Genomic DNA, 1,646 nt, shown 5'->3' with positions numbered 1-1,646 from the left:
TATATAGGTTTCATCGACTCTCCACGAGTCGTTTGTTTGCTTGAGATGACGCCGTACTCTTTCATCTAATTCAGGTCCATATTGATGAACCCAACGCATAATGGTTGTATGAGCTATCGGCAGGCCTTGCTCCTCCATCATTTCCACTAAATCACGAAAACTGAGGTTGTACCGTAGGTACCATCTCACTGTTAACAAAATAATGTCAGGCTGATAATGTTTCCGTTTGAACAAATCTCCCTTTTCCATACCGGTCATACACCTTTTTTAAGAGTAATAGTATCAGTATGTCCAAGATTTAAAGCTTACTTGCAATTGTCTTGAAATTTTTGCACCAGAACCGTATATAATGATTCCATAAAGATAGTAAACTACCATTTTTGTTATAATAAAGTACGTTGAATACGGTGGAAAAACATACTGTATATAAGGGCCATTTTGTTGAATAAAGTAATGAACTTTTAGGAAAAGGGAAGTGTTAACGTGAATAATGAAAACAAAGTCACACTCTATTTTGTTCGGCATGGAGAAACTCAATATAATGTCGAGAGAAGGATGCAAGGCTTTTGTGATTCGCCGCTAACTGAAAAAGGGATCTCGCAAGCAAAATCCTTAGGTGAAGGTTTGTCTGACATTCATTTTACTGCATCTTACTCAAGTGACAGCCAGAGAGTTCTTGATACAGCGAAATATGCGATTGGAGAAAAGAATATTCCTTTAATGATTGATAAACGACTTAAAGAAATGAACTTTGGTGTTTTAGAATCTTTATTAGAATCGGAAATTCCAAACTTATATGGGAATGTACTTGAAACATTATTTAGTCTTGATGTAAATGCTTGTGCCCCTGAGGGGGAGTCCTATGCACAGCTTTTTACAAGGACTCAAAGTGCTATTAAAGAAATCATAGAAAAGCATGCTTCAGAAGGTGGTAATATTCTTATTTTTTCACACGGTGTTACCATTGGAAATTACATGATTCAAATTACAAACAGCAAGGAATTTGCCGTACATGAGAACTGCAGTGTTTCTGTTGTGAGCTATAAAAATGGTCAGCCAAAGGTAGAGAAAATTGCTGATACTTCGTTTAGAGATAGAGGGAATGTACAATTAAACAAAAGTTCACTAATTATTTAAAGGGGTTCTGGTGCAAAAACTATTTGATGGAGACATAGAATCTACATGACCTGTTCAATGACAGATTATGATACCATTCCAAACAACTTATGTATGAACTTGACTTCATTTTGGACAGACTGCACCCGTTGGTGAAGTTGTCCTTTTTTTCATCATATGCATGGCTTCAATGCCACTCAATATAGAAGTAGCTGTTTGAAAGGACTTGAATCCCAGCATGGATCGTACTCATTTCTTAATGAAACGGTGATCCTGTTCAACAATATTGTTCAGATAACGAATCTGTCTTATTTGGGTGCCTTCAGGCATCTTTTTCTCTTTCTTCAACTCTTCAATCGCCATAGGATAGGATGGGTTCTTGTCTACTGTGATAACACGAGGATTTGGAACATGAAAAGACCGCAAAGCTTTCTTGAAAAAGCGCTTTGCAGCCTTATGATTTCTTGTTTTGTTTAAATAAAAATCAATCGTATTTCCTTCTGAATCAACGGCACGATATAGGTACATCC

2 protein-coding genes and 1 pseudogene are annotated in these 1,646 nt (G+C 36.6%); 1 reads left to right on the top strand and 2 read right to left on the bottom strand.

The features are described from left to right. On the bottom strand, positions 1-249 hold a 249-nt coding region (locus tag K9V48_RS27890), incomplete at its 3' end, for a transposase domain-containing protein (RefSeq protein ID WP_498043138.1). 234 nt (positions 250-483) lie between these two features. Between K9V48_RS27890 and K9V48_RS27885 the strand changes: the two genes are divergently transcribed. Beyond that, positions 484-1,137, top strand: coding sequence for a histidine phosphatase family protein (locus tag K9V48_RS27885; RefSeq protein WP_224142299.1), 654 nt, complete (start codon positions 484-486; stop codon positions 1,135-1,137). A 65-nt stretch (positions 1,138-1,202) separates the two neighbouring features. On the opposite strand, the pseudogene K9V48_RS27880 reads toward K9V48_RS27885, so the two are convergent. After that, positions 1,203-1,646: pseudogene (locus tag K9V48_RS27880) on the bottom strand (IS6 family transposase); the annotation flags it as partial.

The sequence above is a fragment of the Metabacillus rhizolycopersici genome (assembly GCF_020075705.1).
This window is presented reverse-complemented; position numbering and strand designations above follow the sequence as displayed.